General features: G+C 42.7%; 20 protein-coding genes and 1 pseudogene. 6 read left to right on the top strand and 15 right to left on the bottom strand.

Annotated elements, in window-relative coordinates; genetic code table 11:
* Nucleotides 1-64: 64 nt before the first annotated feature.
* From HWQ36_RS06970 to HWQ36_RS34325, 7 genes are all read right to left on the bottom strand, one after another.
* Complete coding sequence (locus HWQ36_RS06970; protein ID WP_292699609.1) at nt 65-865, bottom strand: DUF6816 family protein; 801 nt, start codon at nt 863-865, stop codon at nt 65-67.
* A gap of 119 nt (nt 866-984) precedes the next feature.
* Complete coding sequence (locus HWQ36_RS06965) at nt 985-1,389, bottom strand: ChuX/HutX family heme-like substrate-binding protein (protein WP_292699606.1); 405 nt, start codon at nt 1,387-1,389, stop codon at nt 985-987.
* A gap of 56 nt (nt 1,390-1,445) precedes the next feature.
* Nucleotides 1,446-2,399: a PhoH family protein gene (locus HWQ36_RS06960; protein ID WP_292699604.1), complete on the bottom strand. Its 954-nt coding sequence runs from the start codon at nt 2,397-2,399 to the stop codon at nt 1,446-1,448.
* 400 nt (nt 2,400-2,799) lie between these two features.
* The gene (locus tag HWQ36_RS06955) at nt 2,800-3,237 is read right to left on the bottom strand and encodes a KH domain-containing protein (protein WP_292699603.1); all 438 of its coding nucleotides are present in this window, start codon (nt 3,235-3,237) and stop codon (nt 2,800-2,802) included.
* Nucleotides 3,197-3,460, bottom strand: coding sequence for a 30S ribosomal protein S16 (gene rpsP / locus HWQ36_RS06950; RefSeq protein ID WP_094328165.1), 264 nt, complete (start codon nt 3,458-3,460; stop codon nt 3,197-3,199). Before rpsP ends, HWQ36_RS06955 begins: the two co-directional genes overlap by 41 nt.
* A 129-nt stretch (nt 3,461-3,589) precedes the next feature.
* Entirely contained in the window at nt 3,590-5,056 is a 1,467-nt protein-coding gene (gene ffh / locus HWQ36_RS06945) for a signal recognition particle protein (RefSeq protein WP_292699597.1), read from the bottom strand.
* Nucleotides 5,057-5,293: 237 nt separating this feature from the next.
* Nucleotides 5,294-6,784 carry a toll/interleukin-1 receptor domain-containing protein gene (locus HWQ36_RS34325; RefSeq protein ID WP_366828537.1) on the bottom strand — a complete coding sequence of 497 codons (1,491 nt, stop codon included), beginning with the start codon at nt 6,782-6,784 and terminating at the stop codon, nt 5,294-5,296.
* 139 nt (nt 6,785-6,923) lie between these two features.
* On the opposite strand from HWQ36_RS34325, the gene HWQ36_RS06930 reads away from it, so the two are divergent.
* Nucleotides 6,924-7,151 carry a DsbA family protein gene (locus HWQ36_RS06930; protein WP_292699729.1) on the top strand — a complete coding sequence of 76 codons (228 nt, stop codon included), beginning with the start codon at nt 6,924-6,926 and terminating at the stop codon, nt 7,149-7,151.
* Here the strand turns inward: HWQ36_RS06930 and HWQ36_RS06925 are convergent.
* Together HWQ36_RS06925 and HWQ36_RS06920 are read right to left on the bottom strand one after the other, a co-directional pair.
* On the bottom strand, nt 7,137-8,519 hold the full coding sequence (locus HWQ36_RS06925; protein WP_292699595.1) for an aminopeptidase P family protein: 1,383 nt from the start codon (nt 8,517-8,519) through the stop codon (nt 7,137-7,139). The genes HWQ36_RS06930 and HWQ36_RS06925 overlap by 15 nt on opposite strands.
* A 127-nt stretch (nt 8,520-8,646) precedes the next feature.
* The gene (locus tag HWQ36_RS06920; RefSeq protein ID WP_292699593.1) at nt 8,647-8,898 is read right to left on the bottom strand and encodes a hypothetical protein; all 252 of its coding nucleotides are present in this window, start codon (nt 8,896-8,898) and stop codon (nt 8,647-8,649) included.
* Nucleotides 8,899-9,152: 254 nt separating this feature from the next.
* Here HWQ36_RS06920 and HWQ36_RS06915 point away from each other — a divergent pair, with 254 nt between their 5' ends.
* Nucleotides 9,153-9,953: a PhzF family phenazine biosynthesis protein gene (locus HWQ36_RS06915; protein WP_292699591.1), complete on the top strand. Its 801-nt coding sequence runs from the start codon at nt 9,153-9,155 to the stop codon at nt 9,951-9,953.
* A gap of 145 nt (nt 9,954-10,098) precedes the next feature.
* On the opposite strand, the gene HWQ36_RS06910 is transcribed toward HWQ36_RS06915, so the two are convergent.
* Nucleotides 10,099-10,728 carry a CPP1-like family protein gene (locus tag HWQ36_RS06910; protein ID WP_292699589.1) on the bottom strand — a complete coding sequence of 210 codons (630 nt, stop codon included), beginning with the start codon at nt 10,726-10,728 and terminating at the stop codon, nt 10,099-10,101.
* Nucleotides 10,729-11,349: 621 nt separating this feature from the next.
* On the opposite strand from HWQ36_RS06910, the gene HWQ36_RS06905 reads away from it, so the two are divergent.
* Nucleotides 11,350-12,072 carry a response regulator transcription factor gene (locus HWQ36_RS06905; RefSeq protein WP_292699587.1) on the top strand — a complete coding sequence of 241 codons (723 nt, stop codon included), beginning with the start codon at nt 11,350-11,352 and terminating at the stop codon, nt 12,070-12,072.
* 639 nt (nt 12,073-12,711) lie between these two features.
* On the opposite strand, the pseudogene HWQ36_RS06900 reads toward HWQ36_RS06905, so the two are convergent.
* Nucleotides 12,712-12,903, bottom strand: a pseudogene (locus HWQ36_RS06900) (DUF2811 domain-containing protein); the annotation flags it as partial.
* A 471-nt stretch (nt 12,904-13,374) separates the two neighbouring features.
* Here HWQ36_RS06900 and HWQ36_RS06895 point away from each other — a divergent pair.
* The gene (locus HWQ36_RS06895; RefSeq protein WP_292699585.1) at nt 13,375-14,646 is read left to right on the top strand and encodes an MFS transporter; all 1,272 of its coding nucleotides are present in this window, start codon (nt 13,375-13,377) and stop codon (nt 14,644-14,646) included.
* Nucleotides 14,647-14,654: 8 nt separating this feature from the next.
* Here the strand turns inward: HWQ36_RS06895 and hisIE are convergent, their stop codons facing one another.
* Entirely contained in the window at nt 14,655-15,305 is a 651-nt protein-coding gene (gene hisIE / locus HWQ36_RS06890; protein WP_292699583.1) for a bifunctional phosphoribosyl-AMP cyclohydrolase/phosphoribosyl-ATP diphosphatase HisIE, read from the bottom strand.
* A 101-nt stretch (nt 15,306-15,406) separates the two neighbouring features.
* Nucleotides 15,407-15,595 carry a ChaB family protein gene (locus HWQ36_RS06885; protein WP_012410442.1) on the bottom strand — a complete coding sequence of 63 codons (189 nt, stop codon included), beginning with the start codon at nt 15,593-15,595 and terminating at the stop codon, nt 15,407-15,409.
* Between the two features lie 106 nt (nt 15,596-15,701).
* On the opposite strand from HWQ36_RS06885, the gene hemL reads away from it, so the two are divergent.
* Nucleotides 15,702-17,000 (top strand): glutamate-1-semialdehyde 2,1-aminomutase, encoded by a 1,299-nt coding sequence (gene hemL / locus HWQ36_RS06880; protein WP_292699572.1) that lies wholly within the window; start codon nt 15,702-15,704, stop codon nt 16,998-17,000.
* A gap of 222 nt (nt 17,001-17,222) precedes the next feature.
* Here hemL and HWQ36_RS06875 read toward each other — a convergent pair whose 3' ends face one another.
* A complete protein-coding gene (locus tag HWQ36_RS06875; protein WP_292699570.1) occupies nt 17,223-17,384 on the bottom strand; it encodes a metallothionein in 162 nt (53 codons plus the stop codon).
* Nucleotides 17,385-17,884: 500 nt separating this feature from the next.
* On the opposite strand from HWQ36_RS06875, the gene HWQ36_RS06870 reads away from it, so the two are divergent.
* A complete protein-coding gene (locus tag HWQ36_RS06870) occupies nt 17,885-18,790 on the top strand; it encodes a polysaccharide deacetylase family protein (protein ID WP_292699567.1) in 906 nt (301 codons plus the stop codon).
* Between the two features lie 133 nt (nt 18,791-18,923).
* Here HWQ36_RS06870 and HWQ36_RS06865 read toward each other — a convergent pair whose 3' ends face one another.
* On the bottom strand, nt 18,924-19,751 hold the full coding sequence (locus HWQ36_RS06865; RefSeq protein WP_292699565.1) for a fasciclin domain-containing protein: 828 nt from the start codon (nt 19,749-19,751) through the stop codon (nt 18,924-18,926).
* Nucleotides 19,752-19,985 lie beyond the last annotated feature (234 nt).

Genomic DNA, 19,985 nt, shown 5'->3' with positions numbered 1-19,985 from the left:
CGTAAACTTGGAATTTATATACTACAAGCGTAATACAAGATAGTCAAGGTCTATTAGGTTAAAATCATGTCTTTTGAGTACTAGGCATTTGTGCGGGGACAAACTCTAGGCGATAGCGATAAAGAGCAACTGGTCGAGAACCAGCTTTAAAGTAATCTGGATCTTGAGGTGAAAGATAGACAGCAGTAACTTGATCTGCCTCTATCGCCGGATTAGCTGTTGGAAGTTTATGATAAGCAGTGGTAGATTCTACAGAGTTTAAATAGGGACGTGAACCGCCTTTAAATAATTGTTGAAACACTTCTGTAGTGATAAATTTGCCATCAGAGATAGTTTCTGTAGCCCGTGCAGTCACAATGGAGACTAATTGACGACTGCCACGCAAGAATGTAATCTGACGATTAGGTGAATCTGGATCTACTTTGACTGCTAACACTGCTTCATCCCCTAAATAAGCCCGTGCTAGATTCAAACTATTAAACGCTCTATCTGATACTAATTTTGGGGATTTGTTATCTATCTGGGGAAATATTTTTAAACTGACTACATGGGGTTGCTCTTTTACAAATCTTACTATAAAACTCACAGGCTGATTTAATTGTCGGCGATTACCTTCAAACCCTGGAGTTACGATATCTGGTGCTAAAGGTGCGGCTAAATGTACTAAAGTACTGGTAACTTGCCAAGAACCAGCCATCCATTCCGGGTAAACCAAATCACCCGAAGCTGGTTGCACTGAAGTTAATTTTTCCCACTGGGGAAAATTCGCTAACCGTTCAGATAATTCTCCTGCAAGAGCTTCTCCACTGCACAAGAGGAATGAAACTAGCAAGCAACAACTCCAAATTACCTTCATTACAAGCATCAGTAGTTTTTGTTGATTTTTTACATCATATTGATATTGAAATAAGCTGAGTTTAGATCCCCGACTTCTTAAAGAAGTCGGGGATCTGGGGAACCCTAAATCAAGTTTATTTTTTTCATTTAAATCTCTGCTGGTAAAGGTTCCCAAACTTCCCCATACTTCTCTTTTAGAGTCTCCCAAGCTTCCACTTGTCCTGGTTCATATTCTCCTGGTTTACCCCATTGCAAAAATAGGCTTAAAGCAGACTCATGTTTATCATCTAAAAACCGAATAGCATAGGTTGTAAAATTTCCTCTCTTCGCTTCACCCGTTTCAAATTTCACTTGAGTGATTTTGTCCATATTCAAGTGAAACTCAAAGCCTTCGGTGTGCATATTCGCGTATTTACCCTTTGGTAATTCTGCATAAAATAGCTTTTCAACCTTGCCCCGTGCTTCTAATACAGCAGCACTGCTAGTAACAATTAAACGCAAGGTTCCAAGAGTCTCGCAAGCTTCTAAAAAATCCTTCAAAGTAATACTCATAAATTATTATCCTTTCTTAGTTTTTTTACTAATGACAAATGACCAATGACTAATGACTATTTTTCGTATTGTTCATAAGCAGCGACAATACGCTGAACTAGAGGATTACGCACGACATCTTTTTGGGAAAATTCGCAAAAGGCAATGCCTTCAACGTGTTTTAAAATTTGTAAAGCCACTCCTAAACCTGATTGTTGGTGAAGTGGTAAATCAGTTTGTGTCATATCGCCTGTAATCACCATCCGCGAACGGAAACCCAAACGAGTCAAAACCATTTTCATCTGAGCGGGTGTAGTATTTTGAGCTTCATCGACAATGATAAAAGCGTTATTGAGGGTGCGTCCCCGCATGTAGGCGAGTGGCGCGACTTCAATCACACCGCGTTCCATTAAACTGGGTACTTTTTCTGGGTCGATGAATTCATAAATAGCATCATAAAGGGGGCGAAGATAGGGATTAACTTTCTGCTGCAAGTCTCCAGGCAAAAAACCGAGTTTTTCACCGGCTTCGACGGCAGGGCGAGTTAAAATTAGCTTTTCAACTTGGTTGGCAAGGAGTGCTTGTACCGCGATAACAACGGCGAGATAAGTCTTGCCAGTACCAGCAGGGCCTATCCCAAAAGTAAGATCGCGCCTACGGAGTGCGTCGATATATTGACGCTGGCGAAAGGTTTTAGCACGGACTTCTTCGCCCCGGCGACTTTTGGCAAGGACATCTCGCTGTAAATCTTGCAGTTCTCCTTGCCGATCGCTATCTATGGCTTGACGGGCTGTTAAAATATCGGCACTGGTGATGGTATTGCCTTTAATCCAGAGGTCTTCAAGCGATCGCACTAATCGAGAAGCCAGATCAATTTGCCCTTCACTACCAGAAATCAATAATTCCTGTCCACGTAGCACTAAAGTGGCTCCTGTTTGGCGAGATAGGATTTTGAGATTTTCTTCTCCATCTCCCCCAAGCGCGATCGCACTGGAAACATTCGGCAGCTGAATTGTTAAAGCACCTGCCATAGTATTTTTTAATTCGTAAGGATCTATTTTTGACAAAGGTTAATATTTTCTCGCTAAAGGCGAAATTACGCTTTTTTACTTACATTACGCGATGTGCAACTTAATTCTTGGAACCCCGCTTCCATTCCTCTCCCCGAAACGGAGAGAGGCTTTGATTCTTGCTCCCCTTCCCTAGTAGGGAAGGGGTTGGGGGTTAGGTTTTAAGAGAAAGTTGCACACGGCGTTACATTTTAGAAAAATATTTGCAACAAATTAATTAGATGTCAGGATGTACAGATTTACGCCTCTACTAGTAAAGAGTTCAAAAAAAGATTCAAAAATCTTTTTACTGCTTTCTATCTTTACAAAAATTCTGAGCGGAGGTAACTACAACCGCTCAGATTTGCTCTCTAGTTTTAGCCTAGCGGAGGCGGGGTTTAACAATGGGTTTAGGCCCATCATTTCCACGCGCTTCTCTCCTCGTCGGCGGTGGCGATCGCTCTTCTGTGTCTTCATCAAAAGACATACCTTCGCGGCCCGGAGTGGTACTGCCGTAGATATCTAAGTATGCTGATTGCCCAGCTGCGGCTGCGGCTGCGGCAATTACTGTACGAATCGCCTGAATATTGCGTCCCCCTCGACCAAACACTTTTCCTTTATCTGTGCTTTCAAAGGCGATGCGAACCCAAACCCGGTTTAGGGCCTGAGAAATTTCACAATCGACGCTTAAAGTCTCTGGAGATTCCAAAAACGGCTGCACCAAAAACCTAACCAGATCAACATAGTTGGGACTGGCTGTTGGCAATTTTGTTCCGAAATTATGATGCGGCTGTTGTTGCACTGACCTGTTCAAAAACATTAGCTTTTACTAGAATGCGACGTACGGTGTCAGTGGGTTGAGCGCCTTGTTGTAGTCGCTTGACGATACCGGGAACGTCTAATCGCACTTCATCGGTTCTGGGGTTATAGAAGCCCAATTCTTCTAGGGGACGGCCATCACGGCGAGCGAGGTTATTAATGGCGACAATGCGGTAACTTGCTTCCCGTTTTTTACCGAATCGCTTCAAGCGCAGTTTGATCATGGTTGAAGAATCGTTCTCCTAATTGGTTAAGTATGCCGAAATGCTAATTTTAGCACTGGTCTAGCATTTGGTGCTATTTGTCATTAGTCATTAATCATTTGTCATTTGCAAATTACCAATGCCCAATCCCTAAAGATTGCCAAAGCCTTTTTTCTTTTTCTCTTTGGTTTTTTTCTTTTTCGTGCCTGCATCACCGCCATAGCCACGCCATCCGGGGGCTGCGGGACGATTGCCAGCACCTGCGAAGGCGTTGCCCATACCGCCGCCACCGCCGAACATTCCCGGCATTCCGGGGAAACCACCTTGACCCATTTGCTGCATGAGCGATCGCATTTTTTGGAAATCACCCACCAGTTTAGTCACATCTGACTCTCTATAACCGGAGCCAGAAGCAATCCGTCGCCGCCGACTGGGAGAACTGGCTAATAAATCGGGGTCGTGGCGTTCTTGGCGAGTCATGGAGTTAATCATCGCCTCACAGCGTTTCAACTGGGTTTCTCCCTGCTTGAGTTGGTCGTCTGAGAGCTTGTTCATCCCTGGGATCATCTTGATGAAGCCTCCCAGAGATCCCATATTCTTCAGCATTCGTAACTGCTTGAGAAAGTCTGTAAAGTCAAACTTTGCTGACAGGATTTTCTCCTGCATTTTCTCCGCATCAGCTAAATCAAACTCTTCTTGGGCTTTTTCTACCAGGGTTAGCACATCGCCCATTCCCAAAATTCGGGATGCCATGCGATCGGGATAAAAGGGTTGTAGTGCCTCGACTTTTTCACCCACGCCCACAAACTTAATCGGCGCTCCCGAAATCTTTCGCACAGAAAGCGCTGCACCACCACGGCTATCACCATCCATCTTGGTGAGAATTGCCCCAGTAATTCCGATTTGATCGTGGAAGGTACGAGTCAGATTTGCTGCCTCTTGACCAGTCATCGCGTCCACCACCAACAGAGTCTCATGGGGTTGGACAGTTGCTTTGATGCGGGCTAACTCCGCCATCATATCTTCGTCAATTTGCAGACGACCAGCAGTATCAATAATTACTGTGTTTACCCCTTCTGCTCTAGCGCGTTCTACGCCCTGTCGAGCAATTTCTACGGGATCTGCGTCGCTTCCTAGTTCAAATACTGGTACGTCAATTTGCTTACCCAACGTCAGCAACTGGTCGATCGCTGCTGGGCGATATATGTCTGTCGCCACCAACAAACAGCTACGATCTAATTTTCTTAAATGTAAGGCTAACTTAGCGGTAGCTGTGGTTTTACCAGTACCTTGCAAACCAGCCATCAACACAATAGTAGGCTTTTCTTGGGCTTCTGCGATGGGAACATTTTCTTCTCCCATCACCTCCACCAGTTCATCGTGAACAATTTTGATGAACTGTTGGTCAGGTCGCACGCCAGTAACCACCTCGGCTCCCTGGGCTTTGGCTTCGACTTCGCTAATAAAATCTTTGACTACCTGGAGATTGACATCTGCCTCCAACAAGGCGCGGCGCACTTCGCGCAATGCATCTTGAATGTTGGATTGAGAAATTTTGTCCTGTCCCCGCAGTTTCTTCCAGGCGGCTTCTAAACGGTCAGATAATGCATCAAACATAATGTAATTACAGGTAGTTCGCCAATGAGGAATCTTGAACCGCCGATGAATGCGATTCCGAATTTCCGCTAAATTTTAAACGTGCTATTTACCAGCTTAGTATTTTTCAGCCCGACTGTAGCAACCAGATACCTACCTTTATTCAATTATGAAAGAAGATTCGCCAATGGGTTAAAAGCCAAATTTAATATCAAAATACCGAATTTCAATTATGATTTTGCCTGATATTTTTTCAGCTTACCTGCTTTTGGGTGCAAATAAAGCTTTGACAATGCGGGTAGTTATTAGTCTTACCTGCAAAACTTTTCCAACTACCCCTAACTGGTACGAGCGGACAGAATAGGGAATGATACGCAGCAAACGTAACCAAACCCCGTGAACCGTAAATATTAACCAGAAGTAATCATACCATCGTGTTCTTAAAGCTTCTCCATAAGAGATATTTAGTTTTTTAGCAACATACAATGAGTGAAGTAACAATTCAACTGTAAATATAATATTAAAAGGTAAATCAATTAGCCAAAAATTATCCACAGGTTCGCCATCTTCTCCGAAACTGCGGTAGTAGTTTGGTGAAATTAAGGGTCGGATTTTCTGGTTAAAAAAATTAATCTCTTGGTTCCAGCCTTTTTGAGATAAATATGCTTGACTCCAAAAAATACTAAAGGAATGTTTTGCAGACTTGTTACCAATGCGATCGCGCATCCGATTTCTGATTTTTTCAAAAGTACCACTCTTACCCACGGCTGCAAAGGGGTTGGTATCAACCATCTCAATGCTGAGACGGTTGATTTCCTTCAGTCTGGTTTGTACCTGAGACGACTGTAACCCTGTCTGGCTTACCTCTTCTTCTAATGCGTCTACTGTTTCGAGATAAAAAAATGTTTCTCGATGAGGTTCAATACCTTTAATTGGGTCATAAATCTGGGTAATTTGCGGAAGTTTTAGGAAGTAAAAATCACGCCAAGGAATATAGGTTATATCAAAGACCACCAGAAATATATTAACAGTAGCTAAAAGGTAAAATCCCCATTCAACAAGCAAAGGAAAAATATCTCGTTTTGAACGTCGGAAACTGGTAATCAGTTTATAAAAATTATTAATAAATATGACTAGATTCCGGTATAAAAGAGATGCAGTTTCGGCTGTGAGACTGGCAGTAATATACTCTCTATGAAGATTTGTTGCTTCTGGTTCTTTGTAGACATTTTGCGTTAACCATTGCTCGGCATCTGCCAAGGCACTACCGCGTAGCAAATAACTGGCATCACGACTTTTTTTATCCCACTCATTAGCACGTACCAGCAAGTGTGTGTGGGTACGAACGTGATCTAAATCTGTATCAATTGCTTTTATCAACGCTTGAAAAGCACTTGCGAAATCATCCACATCCCTAAAGAACAACCAATTGTACTTTGATAAAGCAGGATGCAGTTGCATCATTTCAAAATTTTCTCGTCGCACAAGCGGTATTAGCCGCTTGTTGTGTTTAACAGCATGTTCAATCTCCTGATGGCAAACCTTTGAAGTTACCGAATCTGGACTGATAATGAAGACAAAGGTGTTAGCACCCTCAATTCCAGCCTCAATCTCGAACCACCAGTCTGCTGTAATCGGGATATCTTGCCAGTCTACCCAAGTATCTTGATGATATTGTTGAAGTGATGCATGAAGTTTTTGGACAAACTCCTTATCCTTTCGGGAATATGAGATAAAAACATCAGTCATATTGCAACTCTTGTCTAAGGGAGTAACTTCGCTTGTTAATTTTTTCAGATGTTAACAGCTTCTTTTGAGAGCATAAGGCATTAATCCAATGTTTCCGTACCTTATTCAAATATAAAGTCTAATAGCGAACTAACACAGAATAAGATGTACAGTTGCAAATGATGTTGGGTTAAATGGCGATCGCATTCTGGAATTAATCCACGGCGAAGCAGCAAAACTTGCAGCAGTGGCAGCTTTGGCAGAATATGAACAGTTTGGCTGTCCCGGAGTCCCTACTTGGGTAGTCGAAGGCGAGAGATTTTGGGGAAAAGATCGCGTTGATTGGGTTGTCGAACCACTTTTAAAGGCTAGATTAACGACCTACTAAATTTTCTATAGTATCGGCATCATTTGGTAATGCGGCTGTTAAAACTTCGCTACCTTCTGCTGTAACTAAAACATCATCTTCGATGCGGATTCCGCGCACATCGGCAAATTCACATAAACGCTGCCAATTCACTACATTTTGATATTTTGAGCGCAGATTAGCATCATTTAAAATTGCTGGAACTTGATAAAAACCGGGTTCAATTGTTACCAACATTCCTGGACGCAGGGGACGATTTAAACGGAGGTAGCTTAAGCCAAAGCGATCGCTTCTTTTCCGTCCTTCTTCATACCCTGCTAAATCTCCCAAATCTTCCATATCATGGACATCTAAACCCAGTAGATGACCGATACCATGAGGGAAAAACAGCGCGTGAGCATCCATCTCTACTAAATATTGAGGATTTCCTTGGAAAATGCCTAACTCTACTAAACCTTCAGCTATAACCGTGGCAGCCAATAGATGAATATCCTCATACTCTACACCAGGCTGTATTTTGGCAATGCAAGCATCATGAGCCGCCAGCACCACATTATAAATATCTCTCTGGGTAGATGAAAACTTACCAGAAACTGGCCATGTGCGAGTGACATCACCTGCCCAACCCATCTCTGTTTCAGCGCCAACATCGGCAAGTAGTAAATCACCTGGTTGTAAGGGGTGGTGATAGTGTTCGTTATGCAAAACTTCGCCGTGAACGGTGACAATACTGTTGTAAGAGGTGGTCATATTGTGGGCAATAATTACCCCTTCCATTGCTGCGCGAACTTCTGCTTCTAGTTTGGCTTGAGGTGTTGCTGCCATCCCAGCTTTGTGGGCTTCAACTGTGACAGCAGCAGCTTTTCGCAACTCGGTTAATGCAACTTCATCGTGAGTGAGGCGGATATAAGCGATCGCTTTAGCTAAATCTAAGTCAATTCCTTGGGGAGGACTTTGGGGTAAAACCCATCTATTTAATAGCTGCGATTGTTGCGTCCATGTCGCTGCATCTTGTACAGCAAGTGTGACAGCATCTTCTACCCAAGACTCTAATTCTGCCATTGGTCGAGCCACATCTGCCCCAATCTTCTGGGCTATTTCATTGCGCGTTGGCATTTCTCCATGCCAAAGGGTGCTGCTAGGTGATGGATCGTCCATGAATAGTTCTAGCTTGCCCCCTTCTAAACGAATTGCCGCATTTGATAATGGCAGTCCGGCAAAATACAGGAAATGACTGTTAGCGCGAAACGGAAAGGGATTTGCTGGAAAGTTGCGGGGACTGTTGCTACCTGACCACAGAATTACGGGAAACTTAATGAGGTTTGCTAGTTGTTGCCGTCGGAGGCGTAAACAATCGACGAGGGAAGTAGAAGTTTGTGGGATAAGCATAAATAGGAACTCAAGGTTATAGTTTTGCCTTTATTTAAGTAGGTCGGCGTAATTAAAGCTAACTGGCTAAGGTTGTCATTTGTCCTTTGTCATTGGTCATTAGTAAGGGTTTTAAGCGCCAACTTATTTAGTCGTTATCGTCTTTCTCGTCTTTCTCGTCGTGTTTATCATCTTTGCGATCGCCACTATCATTATCTTTGTCTTGCTGCTTAGGTTGTTGGGTTGGTTGTATGACGGGTTTTTGTTGCTCAGTTGGCACAGATGGTGGCGGTGCCTCAACAACACAACTAACTAATCCTCCAGAAATTAGCGCTAAGTTGACAACAGCAAAGATGCTTCTGAAGATTTTTATCCTTATATTTCCGTTTTGCTTGAACATTGACCCTAGTTTTTGGAGATTGTATTCCTAATTTATAAGGTACTGTAAGTAGGTTGGCGCAATTAAAGCTAACTGGCGGAAGCTGTCATTGGGCATTAATTTTTCTCCCTCACTCCCTCATCTCCCTCATCCTCCCCCGCCCCCTGCCCCTATAGACGCATAGTAATGAGCTTAAAAATAATTGTAACTAGCGGCATAAATCTCCAACACACTCCTGATAAGTATATTGCTGTCTAACTTTTAAGGTGACTCTAATGGGACAAATCATTACTCAGGTTGATGCTTTTACCAATAGACCTTTCGCAGGAAATCCTGCTGCTGTCTGTGTTTTGCCTACTCACCAAAATCAACGTTGGATGCAGAATGTGGCGCAGGAGATGAATTTATCTGAGACAGCTTTTTTATTGAGACAGGATGATGGCTTCAATCTGCGTTGGTTTACGCCGACGGTAGAAGTGCCTCTTTGTGGTCACGCAACCTTAGCTAGTGCCCATGTACTTTGGTCAGAGGGGCATTTGTCGCAGAATGAAGTTGCGCGATTTTACACCAAAAGCGGAGTGCTGATTGCTAAGTTGCAAGGTGAGTGGATTGAGTTAGATTTTCCTGTGAATCACTCACAAGAAACAGTCGCCCCGCGAGAACTTAAGGCTGCTTTGGGTGTACCATACAAATCCGTTTTCTTAAATTCTTTTGGCTATTTAGTGGAATTGGAATCTGAAGATTTGGTGCGGCAAGTACAGCCAAATTTTCAAATATTAAAAACTTTACCTATTTCTGAGATCATTGTCACCAGCCTTACCGACTCTGATTCTGAATACGATTTCGTCTCTCGTTTATTTGCACCAGGTTTAGGAATTGATGAAGACCCTGTAACTGGGGCTACCCATTGCTGTCTTGCTCCCTTCTGGCGCGATCGCTTACACAAAGATGAGTTATTGGCTTATCAAGCATCCCGTCGCGGTGGAGTCGTAAAAGTACGTTATACCGGAGGCGATCGCGTCTTTCTGGCCGGACAAGCGGTAACTGTGATGCGAGGTGAGTTATTTACAAATTAATCCACCCTGCCCAACCCGTTGCGGGAAGGGAGAACAATTCAAAGCCTCTCTCCTAAAAGGAGAGAGGCTTTGAATTGTACTTCACTAGACCGAAAACCGCTATAAACCATGTATTCTTTATAGAAACTTGCTTACAGCTAGTGGTTTACCGGAGAAAACTACTAACCAACCACAACAATATAAAGGTTAATACAGTAGAGAACTGATTCGTTCCCAGATTGGTGAATGATGATATTTGTGGTAAGAGCCAGCTAGCAACTAGTCCCCCAGCGATTAAGCCAATGATTAAACTGATCAGGGTAAACAAAACTGCTCGGCCAAATTTGCCTTCTTTGCGATTGAGAAAGTAAATACTGGTGCCTACCCCAACCACCAATGCTAACTGCAAAACCTGCTCACCTCCCTCTGGGTAAAACAAGCTGATAGAACTCAAACCAAGAAACCAAGCTCCTGGCAAAAGTATATCCGCAGGTGTTGGCTGATCCAGCATCCTTTGCAGCCATGCAGGTGACTGCTCACGAGGCGTTGGACTTTCTTTAGGAGGTGATTGCACGCGCAACTCTGGAAACCGGATACGTTCAGGAACTTTAATTTTACCTTCCTGGCGCATCCGTAAGCGATCCATTAAAATCGCATCGTAAGCAGCTTCAATTACTTCTAAATGCTTGGAATCGCCACTATGTTGCTCGAATAGGCGATTACGAGCATCCTGAATTTCATCGAAGCTAGCCTCTTCTGATACCCCAAGTTTTTCGTAGGGATTTTGATCGCTCATGGGAGTTTGTTACTTCAGCCTCAGTCAGCGGCAGTCTTTTATCGAATAAAAAACAGTTTTAGGTTTTGTTTTAATCGAAACTAAAGTCTCGACCTACTTTTATGCCCTACCAGGATAGTAGCACGGGTTAGTTTGATTGACTTTGTAATTTCAACTATAGTCACTTTAACATATCGCTATAACTCCGTGTATACCCTCATGTCGTTGCTTAATTCTAGCTTTAATCTAGAATTTGAACGGAGAGTACCTAAAATCCATAGTTTTTATGAAAAAATCAACTTTACTGCTTTCAATTTGGCAAAATTACTGTGCCCTAATAGATTTTTTTAATTATACTGAATAATCGCTTGTGGTATATATCCGCATATCGATTTAAAATTGAAACGTTTTAGGTTGCCACCTAACTAGAACTATTACGGCTAAAGTCAGAGCGCCTATCTACTGTGGTTAACAGAAGTTTCGCGTTCTCATCGCCCACATTCCTGATTACAGTATTTATTTGTGAATGATCGGGATTCCCATACCGTAGCCATGTAGATTCTTAGTTAGTGCCAAAGTGGTAACTGCGTTTTTACGCAACCCTTTTGTTAATCTTACGAATTTTTGTGCAAAGTAATGGTCATGGCTCCTGCCAAGATTCTTGTAGTTGACGACGATCCTGCGGTTCGGAATTTAATCCAACGCTTTTTGATTAAACAGAACTATCAGGTGGAGGCTGCCGAAGATGGAAAGACAGCCTTAGCTCTATTTGAGCAATTTAACCCTGATTTGGTGATTCTAGACGTGAATCTACCAGATGTAACGGGGTTTAACCTTTGCCAAGAGATGCAAAGTCGTAATGGTGTTTTTGTTCTGATGTTGACTAGCCGTGCTGACGAAGCTGACAAAATTCGTGGCTTTGCCAAAGGCGCTGACGACTATCTCACCAAGCCTTTTGGGTTGGGAGAGCTAGAAGTCAGAGTCGGAGCAATTTTGAGGCGTCAGCGAGTGATAACTACTGCCGAGCAGAAACGCTTGGTATTTGAAAAACTGATGATTGATCCGGTGCGACGGGAGGTAGCACTTAATAACCAAGCAGTACCCTTAACTGCTCTGGAATTTGACTTGTTGCATTTTTTAGCAAGTCATCCAGGTCGAGTTTGGCGGCGGGCAGAACTAATCCAAGAGGTGTGGGACTATGAATATGTCGGCGACCAACGGGTTGTGGATGTACATATTGGTCAAATTCGCAAGAAGATTGAAATTGATGCTAGTCAGCCAGCATTAATTCAAACTGTACGTGGCGTAGGGTATAAGTTTGAATCTTCTCCTGCTCACCCCCAACAGTTGGAAGCCAAATCCTGAGTTTATAGTCTAGAGTTTTTTAACTCTTGACTGTTGACTCTGGGGGTAGATGATTAGTGAATCTCTTTAGCTTTAGTAAAAGACAAATTTAGACAATCAAATATAGATAGATATTGCTCAAATACTGACCAGACAGTTATTTGAGATATTGGTTTATCGGTTTAAGACAGTGGACAGTAGAGAAAGTCCACTGGAAAATATTTCTTTGGATGTTTTGGCAGATATGTGCTTAGGTGAAGTTTTTAGGGGCGCATAGCTTGTCAATTTAACCTGAAATCGGCGCTTAGAAACCCCATTTACACGAGACTTTACCTGCCTTTGCAGGTTTCAGAACAAGGAGCTTAAGCCCCTTGTTTTTTCTTGCCCATACTCTAAGGTAAAAATACGTATACGCAGTAGGAGTAATTTGTGAATTGTCCCTACTGCGTATAGTTTTGAGCAAGTTATAGAACAGAATCTCCCGATCTGTTTTGTTGTAATATTGCCCCGATATGCTTAATTGCTATCGGGTCAAATCCCATTGATGGGGCACGGCAAACCGTGCCCACATTAGAGCATGAGCGAAAATAACGCCCGTACCTATGGGGTATCTAATAGATTAGCTGTTGCGGGTGAATTGATACTGGTTTCTACTGAGGAGTGGTGGAATAAAGTTTCCAGATAGACTCGGGCAGCACGGCGATCGCTACCTCCATTTTGGAGTAAAAACAATGATAGTGCCGCCGTCAATACCCTATTTTCATCCCAATCGGGATGGGTTTCTAGGTAGTTTTTTAAGGATTCGTGGAGTGTTTCGGGAATTTCTGTAAAGATGCTGACCGTTGATTTCATGAGATTTTCCTCCTATGAGGATAATCAAGAGGGACAAGTTGCTTGCGGTGAAGCGGCTTATGGCTTCCTCACCACTCTTTTGCCAGCCCGACAATCTGCGCCCACATCTTAGGTAATATATTTTACACATTTGATGCCAACGGTTGAACGAATTACAAAAGCAAGCCGAATCATTGTGCGCCAAGAGGGGGTGGGTTTGTCAATGCTGCGAAATGTTAAAAACGAATGTATAAAAAATAAACACGAACGAAAGAATCAGCATTAGAGTCTGTTTTTCGTTACTTTACTTTATAAAAACTCAGTCCTTGAAGTTCTTTGCCACTGTTAATTAACAATCCCCAGCAAGGCGGTAAGAAGCGCATTAGTTCGTAGTGAACCTGTGGAAAACTGCTAAAATCCCTGTGGAAACCCTGTGGAATGAGTCAGAAAAATAGCAGCCAATGATAAGAATTACAAAAATGTCGCCAAACTATGACATCTAAACTCATGAAATTAGCTTCTCAATCTCAGCTATCATCGTGGCTGCCCTCAATACATCCCCAAGTCTGGATTTTTGCGATTGGTAGATTTCTCTCGGAAGTTGGTACCGGCTTTACCTTGTTTTACGCCCCCATCTTTTTTGTCAATGAAGTTGGTTTATCCGCAACTAGTGTTGGGGTAGCCTTGGGTAGCGCCTCGATTTCCGGCATTGTGGGGAGGATTGTAGGTGGTTCTTTGGCTGATTCTGAACACTGGGGCCGCCGCCGCACTTTGTTGCTAGCGACGGCGATTTCAGCAATAGGTTCTCTGGTTTTATCTGCAACCAATGATTTTACTATTTTGGTAGTTGGTAGCTTGATTAGCGGTTTAGGGATAGGTTTCTATTGGCCGGCGGCTGAAGCTGTTGTTGCCGACGCTAGCCAAATTGACAATCGCCGTGAAACTTTTGCGATCGCACGACTGGCTGATAATCTGGGGTTAGCGATCGGAATTATGATTGCTGGGTTTTTAATCGCGATAATTGGGAGTTATCGATGGCTATTTGTCATTGATGCCATTTCTTATCTGATGTTTTTTGGGGTTGTCTATGTAGGGATTAGTAAAATCGAACAACCGCAAATAAAGGAATTGGAAAGGAAAGAATATATTGCTTCTTGGATGGCAGTATTAAGCGATCGCCGTTTCCTGGTCTACATCGCAGTTAATATATTCTTTACAATCTATATTTCTCAAATCCATAGCACCCTACCGCTTTACTTCAGAAACTTTGTGATCAAAAGTGCTACCGAAGGATTTGCCCAAACTACTATTAGCGTTCTATTTGCTTGGCATCTGGTGCTAGCTATCATTTGTCAATTACCTGTCACCAGTTTCTTAAAACGCTGTTCTCACACACTTGCACTCACCGTTTCTGCCATTCTTTGGGGAGTTGGTTTTGGACTCATTTGGGTAAGTGGTACTGCCACATCTGATAATTTAGTTTGGGTAGCATTAGCATTGGGAGTATTTGCAGTTGCAATTGTTTCTTATACTCCATCTGCCGCCTCCTTAGTCACCGAGTTAGCCCCGGAAAATCAACGTGGTGTTTATTTTTCCGTCAATGCTGTGTGCTGGGCTACTGGGTCTTTTATTGGTCATCCCTTGGGTGGATGGGCATTAGATCAACCGCAAATTATTACCAATACTTTCTGGTTAGGATTCCCCTTGAGTGTGCTGATTGTCGTGGTGATTTTACAGTATCTCAATCGGATTTTGCCTGAGTAGAGCCTACTCTATTGACGACGTTCTTGCAACTTCCGATATACAGATTTCAAATCAACTTGATGGTGAGCTAAGGCAACCAAAGTATGATATAGCAAATCAGCCACTTCACCTGCGATCGCATCTGCTTCATCATCCTTAAAGGCCATTACCACCTCTGCGGTTTCCTCACCGATCTTTTTCAGGATTTTGTTATCGCCACCTGCGAATAACTTACAGGTATAAGAACTTTCTGTCGGATGATCGCGGCGATCGCATATTATTTGAAACAATTGCGACAACGTATCCCCAGGAGGTGGGACAATATTTCCTTCTATTTGGTGAAAGCAACTGCGTTCCCCAGTGTGGCAAGCAACATCTCCTAATTGCTCTACCCCTATGAGCAGCGCATCACTATCACAGTCATAACGGATACTTTGCACTTTTTGAATATGTCCAGAAGTCGCTCCCTTGTGCCATAATTCTTGCCGGGAACGGCTCCAAAACCAAGTTTCTTCAGTTTCTAAAGTTTTTTGTAACGACTCCTGATTCATCCACGCCATCATCAGGACAGTACCATCCAAATAATCTTGGACAATTGCAGGCACTAAACCCCGTTCATCGTAGCGAATTTTTTCAACAGGGATGGCGTAATGTAGCGATCGCAAATCGTTAGAAGACATACCAGCTAGTTTGCTCTAATGAGAATAACTTATGGATTCACGATACCATTCTCAATAGAGCAACTGGTATATTTTTTTGAATTGAACTATCTTATCTAGCTCTAAACAAGAGCATTGTGTTCCATAGCAGACTGCATTTTTACAGCACTTAAAGCAACTTTGTGAGCTTTTGATGCCTCACCATACCAATGGATGGCCGAGTTAAAAGCGGCTCGGTAAAGATCCTGGTATGCTTCAGATAATCGAGTTTGAATATCTAGAGGCAAGTCTTTGTTGGACTTATATAACATATTGTTATTTTTTTGGTTCATCTAATTCTATAGGATAGAAATTCTAAGCAATTTTTAACACTATCCTGAGATAGAGCTTTTTATTGCCCACTGTTAGGAGAGAACCTTGGTAAATACCACAATTAAAACAACAAAATCACAAGAGGTCTTCGCCGCCGCTCAAAACCTCATGCCCGGAGGAGTAAGTTCTCCAGTTCGTGCCTTTAAATCTGTAGGCGGACAACCCATCGTTTTTGATCGTGTTAAAGGTGCATATATTTGGGATGTAGATGGCAACAAATATATAGACTATGTAGGCACTTGGGGCCCAGCTATTTGCGGTCATGCTCATCCAGAAGTAATTGCAGCGTTGCACGAAGCTTTAGAAAAAGGCACTAGTTTCGGCGCTCCCTCAACTCTAGAAAATGTTTTGGCAGAAATGGTCATCGATGCCGTTCCTAGCATCGAAATGGTCAGATTTGTCAACTCTGGAACTGAAGCCTGTATGGGAGTTTTACGGCTAATGCGGGCTTTCACCAACCGAGACAAAATCATCAAATTTGAAGGCTGTTACCACGGACACGCCGATACCTTTCTCGTGAAGGCGGGTTCTGGTGTTGCCACACTTGGCTTACCAGACTCACCAGGAGTTCCGAAAGCGGCAACTAGCACTACTCTAACCGCACCTTTTAATGACCTAGAATCCGTCAAAGCCTTGTTTGAAGAAAACCGCGACGAGATTGCTGGCGTTATTCTGGAGCCAGTTGTTGGTAATGCTGGATTTATTGCACCCGACGCTGGTTTCCTAGAAGGATTACGGGAACTCACTCACGAGTATGGAGCCTTATTGGTATTTGACGAAGTGATGACCGGCTTCCGCATTGCTTACGGTGGCGCTCAAGAAAAATTTGGCGTTACTCCCGATTTAACAACCTTGGGTAAGGTTATTGGTGGTGGTTTGCCAGTAGGAGCTTATGGCGGTCGTCGGGATATTATGTCAATGGTTGCCCCTGCTGGCCCCGTATATCAAGCTGGGACTCTTTCTGGTAATCCTTTGGCGATGACTGCTGGTATTAAGACTTTAGAATTGCTGCAAAAGCCAGGTACTTACGATTATCTGGAGCGGATTACCAAAAAGCTAGCAGATGGTTTGCTGCAAATTGCTAAAGAAACTGGTCATGCAGCTTGCGGCGGTCAAATCAGCGCGATGTTTGGCTTATTCTTTACCTCTGGCCCAGTTCATAACTATGAAGATGCGAAAAAGTCTGATACAGCCAAATTCGGACGCTTCCATCGGGGGATGTTAGAGCGTGGTGTTTACCTAGCACCCTCTCAATTTGAAGCTGGGTTTACGTCTTTTGCTCACACTGAAGAAGATATTGAGCAAACTTTAGCAGTTGCACGGGATGTAATGTCTAGCCTATGACCAAAAGAGGGTTGAGTACTCAGTAAAGACAACGCCTACAACGATTGCTCACTGGGCATTATATACTCCTGCGCGCGATCGCAAGAAGTCGGAGTGTCGGCTTCCGATGATCGAAGCTTCAATCGTTGATATCCTGTCTCACTGCCTAACCCTTCTAGAAAAAAGGTTAGGCAGTGAGACACACATCGCAATCTAAATTTCATTTCGGTAACTCAGCACTACTCAACAGCCACAGCCATTGTGACTACAGCCTTTGATAGTTTTGTGACCTTCAGCACAGCCTTGAGAGCAATAGTATTTGCCGTCCTCTTTAATGGCATCCTCAACTGAAACGATACACAGGCAAGTTGAACATGCGCATTTCATCTGGGTTACGGTTGTCATCACTTTCTCCATTTTCTGTTGAGATTACTCTAATAATAATACGGATCTACCCTGTGCCGTTATCACTCAAGGAAGGTCATACCTTCGTCATAATTTCGCAATGGCTTTGTCAATGCGATATGCAATATTTAATCTATATTTGTTAATAAGGCAGGATTAATTGCCTTTCACAGTTCTCTAAATTCCCCTCATCCCTTATAGTCTACGAAAGCTAAGGCACAAGAAGGCTCTCACCTTCCTGGTGAAGGTTTTGTTTATAGATACAACAGTTTGCAAATAACTGAGGTACAAAATGTAGGACTCAAGATCATATATAAAAAGTTTCTACCTCCTGCCTCAAAATCCGTAGGTAAGGCATTTTTTCGGAGTCAGGGTTGGAGCTAACTTAAAAAGATATTACTAATCATGCTGTAGTTTGCATGAGAAGGCTTATAAAAGTATAAAAAACTGCCAGAAGTGTTGTGAAAAAAAAACGGTTCTACCCTTGAAGGAGTTATGAAGTGGAGGACAATAAGTCATTTTTTAGTGTGCAAAAAATATTAATAGCGTTGCTTGTCTTGAGTACCAGCACGATGATGCTTATCAAGTCAAGATCATCTGATGCCCAAAGTACAGAAAATTTAAATGTAAACAATCTACCAGCGAAGGTTGGAGCTCAACAGCAGATTGAAGAATTAAAAGCAACGATGCTTAAAATTTGGCAGCAACAAGCACAAATAAAAGGTCTTTCATACGCTGTGCCACAAAGCTTTCAAGGAGCAATAGTTGATGCGGCAAAACTTACTCCCGAACAGAAAGTAATTGCTCTCACCTTTGATGATGGCCCATGGCCTGAAAGCACCGCTCAAGTACTGGATATTCTCAAACAAAATCAAATCAAAGGGACATTTTTTGTCATTGGGCAGAACGTGAAGAATTATCCAGACTTACTAAAGCGAGAAATTGCTGAAGGTCACGTAATTGGTAATCATACTTGGCATCATTGGTATCAATTTTTGAATCCACAAGCAGCCGCTTATGAAATTGACCACACAGCAGACCAGATTTATCAAGTGACAGGGATTAAAACAAATCTATTTCGACCACCAGGGGGAATCATGCACAATGGTGTGGCTGATTACGCTAGAAATAGCAAATATGCCATCATCCTCTGGTCTTCTGACTCTGTAGACTACTCACGTCCTGCTGTACCAAAGTTAATTAATAATGTGTTCAGAAGAGCCAAACCAGGTGGGATTGTGCTGATGCATGATGGTGGTGGTAATCGCTCTAAAACTGTACAAGCTTTACCAGAAATTATTGCCAACTTTCGGAAACAAGGCTATAGGTTTGTTACTATCCCTGAACTTTTAGAAATGCAAGATAAAAACCAAAAGCTGATTGCAAACCAAAAGCAAAACCATTAGGTGGGGTTGCCAATTTAGCTTACCGTTATTACAATACAAAAAAACCGTCCAAAATTAACATTGAACGGAATTTTTATGTATTAATACTTTATGCCTACCTAATTCTGTTACTGATTGTACTAATACCTACAAGCTACAAGTCAGGAGGCAAAATTACCTGATCAATTGCATGGATCACACCGTTACTGGCTTTGATATCTGCTTGTGTAACTTTAGCATCATTAACGGTTACACCAGTAGAAGGATCAACCTTAACATTGATTGCGCCACCTTCAAGACTTTTAACTTCACCAGACTTCAAATCAGTGGACAATACCTTACCAGATACTACATGGTAAGTTAAAATCTTGAGCAATACTTCTTTGTTGGCTGGGTTTAACAATTCTTTCAAAGCATCTGCTGGTAACTTAGCAAAAGCTGCATCAGTGGGTGCAAAAATAGTTAAGTTATCTTTGCCTTGCAAAGCTCCAGTCAACCCTGCTGCTTCCAAAGCCTTGGTTAAGGTTGTAAAAGAAGCGTTTGACTGTGCCAACGCAAACAGGTTTTTGCCTTCATTGTCACTTGCCCCTGGCCCTGGTGGAGTTGTGGGTGTTTCACTGGGTTGAGTTTCCGGGGTAGTACCTGGTATGGATGGTTTTGGTTCACTAGGTGTAGCGCCACCACCACGGTTATAAGGAGGCTCGTTGAAAATACTTGGTTTGGGATTTGTTGCACTACCTTTCTGCGCTACTTGTTTGCGCTTGGTATTGCCCTTTTCTGTTTCGGAAGCAGCCTCAGTTGGTGTGTATTGAGCGTTTGCTTGAAGGCGTTGACCCTTATTATAGGGGGCTTCGTTGAAAATACTGGGGTTAGGATTTAGTACCTCTTTGGCTTCAGATGGTAAAGTAATGAGAAGGCTTAAACTAGTGAATCCTGCTATGCCTGCCAACGTGGTCAGCAATTTGCTGTTATTTGTCTTCATAAATTTTGTTTGTCTTTTTGTCCACACATTACATAAAGATTTATAACATTTTGCTATGCACAAAATCTAACCAAAGAGGGAAGTAAAATTTTTACTCAGAGAATTTTTGGCAGTGAGGTAAAATATCTAACTTCGGATCAAGCTGATCGGTATGAAATATATTTACCACATATTTTATTTAAACCTCATCTAAGTTGAGAACCGTAGTTTTCGCCCTCACCCTAAATCCCTCTC

It is taken from the genome of Nostoc sp. NMS2 (genome assembly GCF_017115105.1).
Classification (GTDB): domain Bacteria; phylum Cyanobacteriota; class Cyanobacteriia; order Cyanobacteriales; family Nostocaceae; genus Nostoc.
Note: the sequence above shows the minus strand (reverse complement) of the source record. Positions and strands in the feature narration are given on the sequence as shown.